The sequence below is a fragment of the Sphingopyxis sp. genome, from assembly GCF_036402335.1.
GTDB lineage: Bacteria > Pseudomonadota > Alphaproteobacteria > Sphingomonadales > Sphingomonadaceae > Sphingopyxis.
Window position 1 is genome coordinate 1 of sequence record NZ_DASWTD010000588.1, and the last position, 4,699, is coordinate 4,699.

A 4,699-nucleotide genomic window follows, 5' to 3' on the forward strand; every position below is an offset into this window, starting at 1 on the left:
TGCTCCGCACAGAAACGTGGCAGGTGAGGGCGGCGGTTTCCCGCCGCCCTCGATATGTCAGAAGTCCATCGCCGGCATCGGCGCGGCCTTCTCCTCCTTCGGCAGCTCCGCGACGAGCGCCTCGGTAGTGATGAGCAGCGAGGCGACCGACGCCGCGTCCTGGAGCGCGGTGCGCACGACCTTGGCGGGATCGATCACGCCGGCCTTGACGAGATCCTGATATTCGCCGGTGGCGGCGTTGAAGCCCCAGCTATACTCCTCGCTTTCGAGCAGCTTGCCGACGATCCAGGCGCCGTCCTCGCCGGCATTGTCGGCGATCTGGCGCGCCGGGGCGCGGAGCGCGCGCCGGACGATGTCGATGCCCGACTGCTGGTCGTCGTTTGCGGCCTTGAGGCCTTCGAGCGCCTTCAGCGAGCGCAGCAGCGCGATGCCGCCGCCGGGCAGGATGCCTTCCTCGACCGCTGCCCGCGTTGCGTGGAGCGCGTCGTCGACGCGGTCCTTCTTTTCCTTGACCTCGACCTCGGTCGCGCCGCCGACGCGGATCACCGCGACGCCGCCCGCGAGCTTGGCGAGCCGCTCCTGCAGTTTCTCACGGTCATAGTCGCTCGTCGTCGTTTCGATCTGCTGGCGTATCTGCGCAATGCGTCCGTCGATGTCGGATTTGGCGCCGACGCCGTCGACGATCGTCGTATTATCCTTGTCGATGACGACCTTCTTGGCGCGCCCGAGCATGTTGATCGTGACACTCTCGAGCTTGATGCCGAGTTCCTCGCTCACGACATTGCCGCCGGTGAGCACCGCGATATCCTCGAGCATCGCCTTGCGGCGATCGCCGAAGCCGGGTGCCTTGACCGCCGCGACCTTGAGCCCGCCGCGCAGCCGGTTGACGACGAGCGTTGCGAGCGCGTCGCCTTCGACATCCTCGGCGATGATCAGCAGCGGCTTGCCTGACTGGACGACGCCCTCGAGCAGCGGCACCATCGCCTGCAGGTTCGAGAGTTTCTTCTCGTGGATGAGGATATAGGGGTCGTCGAGCTCGACCTTCAGCTTCTCGGCATTGGTGATGAAATAGGGCGAGAGATAGCCGCGGTCGAACTGCATGCCCTCGACCGTCTCGAGCTCGGTCGCGAGGCTCTTCGCTTCCTCGACCGTGATCACGCCCTCGTTGCCGACCTTCTCCATCGCTTCGGCGAGGATGCGGCCGACCTCTTCGTCGCCATTCGCCGAAATCGTCGCGACCTGCGCGATCTCGCTGTTGGCGCCGACCTTCTTGGCATGCGCCTCAAGATCCTTGACCACGGCGCCCACGGCGAGGTCGATGCCGCGCTTGACGTCCATCGGGTTCATGCCCGCGGCAATCGCCTTCGAGCCTTCGCGAACGATCGCCTGCGCGAGCACGGTCGCAGTGGTCGTGCCGTCGCCGGCCTTGTCATTCTGCTTGCTCGCGACCTCGCGCAGCATCTGCGCGCCCATATTCTCGAACTTGTCGGCAAGCTCGATTTCCTTGGCGACGGTGACGCCGTCCTTGGTGATGCGCGGCGCGCCGAAGCTTTTCTCGATCACGACGTTGCGGCCCTTGGGCCCCAGCGTGACCTTCACTGCATTGGCCAGCGTATCCACGCCGCGCAGCATGCGATCACGCGCGTCCGACGCAAATTTCACGTCCTTGGCAGCCATTCTGACCTCCTTCTTGATGTCCTTTCAGTTGCTGATGAATGCGGCTTTATGCCGCCTGCTTGAGCGCCTCGGCCTGCTCGATCACGCCGAGAATATCGCTCTCCTTCATGATGAGCAGTTCCTCGTTATCGATGCGGACCTCGGTCCCCGACCATTTGCCGAACAGGATGCGGTCGCCGGCCTTGACGTCGAGCGGGGTGACCGTGCCGTCCTCGGCGCGGGCGCCCGGGCCGACGGCGACGACCTCGCCCTCCTGCGGCTTTTCCTTGGCGGTGTCGGGGATGATGATGCCGCCCGAGGTCTTCTCCTCGGCTTCGATGCGGCGGACGACCACACGGTCGTGCAAGGGACGGAAATGCATGCATAACCTCCATGTTGCATAACGATATGATAAGCCGGCGCGCCTGTCCGGGACGCGCGGCGCCAACGAGCTAGGAAGCGAATTTTTTCGCTTCAAGAGGTTTGGCCAAAATTTTTTGGCACTCGCAAGTCATGACCGCCAGCAGGTCTCATTGCAGACGCGGAGTATCGATTTCACCTCTTGACGCGACTCGATTCGGTTCCAAAATTTCAGCTCCGCGGCCCGCATGGCCGCGCATGGTGAAAAGGAATGGCGACAAAGGAAGGAGGCACGACATGTCCGAGCCATTTTCCCGTTTTCTTCATCCGTTCGACGTGGCGCGTCACCCGAGCCTCGAGCCCGAGGTGAAGCGTGCGCTGCTCGCATCCTGGGCATCCGACCGGTCTTCGGTCCGCGACCAGCCGGCGCTTCGCAAACCGCCCGGCGCGCGCCGCGCGGTCCCCGTCGACGATGTGCTTGCCGCATTGCGCTCGCTCGACCGTGGCGGCGAGCAACGCGCGCCCGGACCATGAGCGATCGCGGCTTTGTCGCCCAGCTCGAAGGCTACCGCCTGACGACGGCGGAAGTTCATTATTACCGGCCCGACGCGCCGTCGCTGCTCCAGCTGTTCGTATGGCAGGACCATGATCTCGCGCCCGATTTTCCGGTGCTCTTCGATTTCCTCGTTCACTGGCGGCGCGAGATCGGGGCCGCGCTTCATTCGGTCCGGGTCGCGCACGACGCGCTGATCCGGCCGGCCGAGTGGCATGCGGTCGATGATATTATCGAGATCCGGTGAAGACAGAGGCGGTGACAGGCCGACGTTGGCATCCGCTGCGACCAATTGGCAACCCGGTGCGTTTCACCGTCGCGCTTTTCGCGAAGGAGATGAGAATGGCGACCGAATGCACGGCCTATCGCGATTCGAAGGGAGGTCTTCACTCGACTCCCGAAAAGGCGACGCTCGCGGACCTTGCGGGCGTGCTCGGGCGCGTCGGCGAAGAGGGCGGCATGACCGCGGGCGTTGCCAAGCTCCTGCTCGACAAGCGCGAAGAGATCGAACGCGTGTTCCAGGAGCATGACGCGATGCTCGCCTCGCCGCCGGTGGATCCGGGAGAGGTGCTGGCGAAGCCGAACGGGCGTGCCGTAGCATAGGACAGGCGGCGAGATTGACGGCCCGCGTCCACCGCCGTGCCGGCTATGACGAATGCGAGTCCCGCTTTTCGGCAATAGCGCTCGGCGGCAGCCCGATCGGGAAAGCGCAGGTCGATCGTCGCGAGCGGATCACCGCCACCGGTCCATCCGGTCAGCGGATCGAGCGAGGACGGCCAGCGCGGACGAAAGCGGACGCGCCACTGTCCATGCAGCGCACGCCCGCCGCGCTCGGCTATGGCGGCCGGTTCGATCACCGCCCGCGCATCCGGCGGCAGCATGCTGGTCGCGAAGCGGTCGTACATGCCGGCGGCAGACGGCCCGGAGCCTTGGCCCCGGGCCGAACCGTCAGGCGGCCTTGCCATTGACCGGGATACGGCGAACATTCTCGTTCGCCGCCTCGGTCTTCGGCAGGGTGACGGTGAGCACGCCGTTGGTGAAGGTCGCGCTCGCCTGCTCGCGATCGATTCCGTGCGGAAGGCCGATCCGCCGTTCGAAGCAGCCATAGCTGCGCTCCGAATAGCCGCGATCCTGGTCTTCGATTTCGGCGCGTTTCTCGCCGCGCAGCGTCAGCACGCCTTCCTCGACGCTGATATCGACATCCTTCTCGTCAAGGCCGGGAAGCTCGGCGGTGACGCGGACCTCCTTGCCGGTCTCCGCAAGCTCGATGCGCGGCCAGCCGGGCGCGCGATCGAAGCCGTCAAAGGCGGGTACGCCGAAGCCGCGAAAAACATCGTCGAACAGCCGGTTCACCTCGCGGTGCAGTGAGAGCAGAGGGTACGACGCCGTGACTTCTGCGGATTCGGCGCGCACGGGGACGGGAAGCCGGTTCTCCTGCCGGCTCCAGGGAATGAGATCCTGAGTTGCCATGGTTCATCTCCTTTCTGGCATGAGCGTTGAGGGCAAGACCCGCCGGTCGCCATCCGTTTCGGGATGGCGCCGGCGAGCCTGTTCGGTTGGGTCAGGCCGCTTCGCGGGCCTTGTCTTCGGACGCTGCGATCCGCTCGGCGGGCTTGCCGTTGCCGATCGCGATCTTGCGCGGCTTCATCGCCTCGGGGACGACGCGTTTCAGCTCGATGCTGAGCAGGCCGTTCTCGAAGCTCGCACTGCCGACCTCGATGAAGTCGGCGAGCTGGAAGCGCCGCTCGAAATCGCGCGTCGCGATGCCCTTGTGCAGATAGGCATCCTTGCCGTCGCTCGCGGCGCGCTGGCCCGTGACGCTAAGCTGGTTCTGCTGCGCCACCACCTCGATCTCTTCGGGCCGGAAGCCCGCGATAGCGAGCGTGACGCGGTAGCTATCCTCGCCGTCCTTCACGATGTCGAACGGCGGATAGCCATCCGCAACGTCACCGCGCGGTTCGGTCTCGAGCAGATCGAAGAGCCGGTCGAAGCCGACCGTCGAACGCCGATAGGGCGTAAAGTCGAAGTTGGTTCTCATTTCCAAATCCTCCAGGTTGAAGCAATTCGGGCATGAGATGCGCCGGTACAAAGAGCCGGCGCTCTCCATGTCCAGCCGGACCCGGATTTCGG

General features: G+C 65.1%; 7 protein-coding genes and 1 pseudogene. 3 read left to right on the forward strand and 5 right to left on the reverse strand.

Features of this window, described 5'->3' with window-relative positions; translation table 11 throughout:
- Positions 1–57: 57 nt before the first annotated feature.
- Both groL and groES read right to left on the reverse strand, forming a co-directional pair.
- Positions 58–1,677 carry a chaperonin GroEL gene (gene groL, locus VGD20_RS19105; protein WP_331135961.1) on the reverse strand — a complete coding sequence of 540 codons (1,620 nt, stop codon included), beginning with the start codon at positions 1,675–1,677 and terminating at the stop codon, positions 58–60.
- Between the two features lie 46 nt (positions 1,678–1,723).
- Positions 1,724–2,038, reverse strand: a complete 315-nt coding sequence (gene groES, locus VGD20_RS19110; protein ID WP_331135962.1) for a co-chaperone GroES — start codon at positions 2,036–2,038, stop codon at positions 1,724–1,726.
- 275 nt (positions 2,039–2,313) lie between these two features.
- Between groES and VGD20_RS19115 the strand changes: the two genes are divergently transcribed.
- The 3 genes from VGD20_RS19115 to VGD20_RS19125 all read left to right on the forward strand — a co-directional run bounded on the left by VGD20_RS19115 (position 2,314) and on the right by VGD20_RS19125 (position 3,172).
- Positions 2,314–2,550, forward strand: coding sequence for a hypothetical protein (locus VGD20_RS19115; RefSeq protein WP_331135963.1), 237 nt, complete (start codon positions 2,314–2,316; stop codon positions 2,548–2,550).
- Complete coding sequence (locus VGD20_RS19120) at positions 2,547–2,816, forward strand: protein usg (protein WP_331135964.1); 270 nt, start codon at positions 2,547–2,549, stop codon at positions 2,814–2,816. The genes VGD20_RS19115 and VGD20_RS19120 overlap by 4 nt, the downstream gene beginning before the upstream one ends.
- 95 nt (positions 2,817–2,911) lie before the next feature.
- On the forward strand, positions 2,912–3,172 hold the full coding sequence (locus VGD20_RS19125) for a hypothetical protein (protein WP_331135965.1): 261 nt from the start codon (positions 2,912–2,914) through the stop codon (positions 3,170–3,172).
- A gap of 53 nt (positions 3,173–3,225) precedes the next feature.
- Here VGD20_RS19125 and VGD20_RS19130 read toward each other — a convergent pair.
- The 3 genes and pseudogenes from VGD20_RS19130 to VGD20_RS19140 form a co-directional block, all read right to left on the reverse strand.
- Positions 3,226–3,555 (reverse strand): annotated as a pseudogene (locus tag VGD20_RS19130) (NADH dehydrogenase ubiquinone Fe-S protein 4); the annotation flags it as partial.
- The gene (locus VGD20_RS19135) at positions 3,518–4,039 is read right to left on the reverse strand and encodes an Hsp20/alpha crystallin family protein (protein WP_331135966.1); all 522 of its coding nucleotides are present in this window, start codon (positions 4,037–4,039) and stop codon (positions 3,518–3,520) included. The pseudogene VGD20_RS19130 and the gene VGD20_RS19135, both read right to left, overlap by 38 nt.
- Positions 4,040–4,130: 91 nt before the next feature.
- Positions 4,131–4,607 carry an Hsp20 family protein gene (locus VGD20_RS19140; protein WP_331135967.1) on the reverse strand — a complete coding sequence of 159 codons (477 nt, stop codon included), beginning with the start codon at positions 4,605–4,607 and terminating at the stop codon, positions 4,131–4,133.
- Between the last annotated feature and the right edge of the window lie 92 nt (positions 4,608–4,699).

Coding starts and splice junctions, on each gene's coding strand:
- groL (WP_331135961.1), bottom strand. CDS start 1,677: ATGGCTGCCAAGGACGTGAAATTTGCGTCGGACGCGCGTGATCGCATG.
- groES (WP_331135962.1), bottom strand. CDS start 2,038: ATGCATTTCCGTCCCTTGCACGACCGTGTGGTCGTCCGCCGCATCGAA.
- VGD20_RS19115 (WP_331135963.1), top strand. CDS start 2,314: ATGTCCGAGCCATTTTCCCGTTTTCTTCATCCGTTCGACGTGGCGCGT.
- VGD20_RS19135 (WP_331135966.1), bottom strand. CDS start 4,039: ATGGCAACTCAGGATCTCATTCCCTGGAGCCGGCAGGAGAACCGGCTT.
- VGD20_RS19140 (WP_331135967.1), bottom strand. CDS start 4,607: ATGAGAACCAACTTCGACTTTACGCCCTATCGGCGTTCGACGGTCGGC.
- VGD20_RS19120 (WP_331135964.1), top strand. CDS start 2,547: ATGAGCGATCGCGGCTTTGTCGCCCAGCTCGAAGGCTACCGCCTGACG.
- VGD20_RS19125 (WP_331135965.1), top strand. CDS start 2,912: ATGGCGACCGAATGCACGGCCTATCGCGATTCGAAGGGAGGTCTTCAC.